This is a genomic window from Treponema endosymbiont of Eucomonympha sp., from assembly GCF_001028545.1.
On sequence record NZ_BBPW01000147.1, the window covers coordinates 1 to 1,568 of the forward strand.

Below are 1,568 nucleotides of genomic sequence, written 5' to 3' on the forward strand. Positions count from 1 at the left end.
TTGTTAAGCTCGAGTTGTTAGTGTTATAACCTGAAAGTTAATTTATTCATAACCAATTGTTTTTACGACAGTTAATCGTTGCTCTCCTGTATCATATTCGTCGGCGTGCTAAACAGAAAACGGGTAGCAAAGGCCAATACGACGATGATCGCGACACAAGCCAACGTCCACTCTCCCATCTGAGAAAAGAATCGCTGGTAAGCTGCAATTGCCATACCGCTAATTTGCGACTCTGTCGTCTGCTGTGCCACGACGCCTGCCAGCCAGTTGGCGACCGCGCCTGTTGCCAGCATATAAATCCCGGTTAATACGCCAGACATTTTCAGACGCGTGATTTGCGCAATCGCCACCGGGTCAATAAAGAGTTCGGCAAAGCCCATTAGCGCCAGCCCGGATATCATCACGCCCATTGACGCTTGACCGTCAGCCGCTGCATGTCGGGCATCAAATGCCAACAACATAAAGCCACAAGCCATCAGCAGTAAGCCAAAGGCAAACTTCAGCCAGACGCGCAATGTTGAGTTGCCGCGGCTTTCTGGCGACGCCAGCCAGGCCAGTACAACCCCAGCGAGCATCACCGCAATTGCATTCACCGACTGGAATAGTGCTGTAGGTACTTCAATATTGAATGCCTGACGATTCACAAAGCGATCGATAAACAAGCTGATGGTACTGCCGCCCTGTTGTGCCAGTACCCAGAACAATGTCCCGACAAACATCAACAATACAATTTGCCAAAGAGCACGGCGATGTTCGGGGAATTTGATCATCATGCGGGCAATGATTTGTGCGGCAATGAGGCAAACGATCGCCAGCAAATATCCGGACCAGTCGTTCTCCAGCAGCAGAGTAAAAAATACTGGGGCTAAACAGAGCATCACCACTAACCAGCTTAAACAGCGTACCGCGGGCACCGATAATGTCACCCAGATCCCATTTTTTAAACTGATCGTTATAAACACCTTCTGGCAGGCTATCTCTTGCAACGTACAGTTGAATACGGCCACCGACATCCTGCAACGTTACAAAGGAGGCTTTCCCCATGATACGACGGGTCATCATTCGGCCAGCAACCGAGACTTCAATGTTTAAGGATTCCAGTTCCTGGTTATCCTTCGCATCAAACTCTTCGTGCAACTGGTCAGAGGTATGGTCGCGGCGAAAATCATTGGGAAACGCCACACCTTGCTGACGTAGTGCCGCCAGTTTTTCGCGGCGATTTCTCAGTTCATCGTTAAAATCAATAGCCTCATTGGCTCCCCGTGTTTCTTGTTCAGACATTTTGGTTCCTCTAAATCCAGCTTTCAATTTAGCGTAGATAAAGAGACAGATCGGTACACTGTATTATCTGCCTCGACTATTAGTAACTCAGTTTATCTTATCGAAACTAACGCTTACCTCAAGTTGATATCACTAATAAATAACCATCAAAATGGTTTAAATGACTTATTAATCTCGATTTGTTAGTGTTATAAACTGAAAGTTAATTTATTCATAACCAATTGTTTTTACGACAGTTAATCGTTGCTCTCCTGTATCATATTCGTCGGCGTGCTAAACAGAAAACG

Annotated in this window: 1 protein-coding gene and 1 pseudogene; both read right to left on the reverse strand. The window is 46.4% G+C overall.

The genetic code is table 11. The annotated features are described in order from the left end of the window. Nucleotides 1-71 precede the first annotated feature (71 nt). Entirely contained in the window at nucleotides 72-1,013 is a 942-nt protein-coding gene (locus AWU74_RS05440) for a POT-type proton-dependent oligopeptide transporter (protein WP_306701014.1), read from the reverse strand. After that, nucleotides 952-1,281 (reverse strand): annotated as a pseudogene (locus tag AWU74_RS13210) (OB-fold nucleic acid binding domain-containing protein); the annotation flags it as partial. The gene AWU74_RS05440 and the pseudogene AWU74_RS13210, both read right to left, overlap by 62 nt. Nucleotides 1,282-1,568 lie beyond the last annotated feature (287 nt).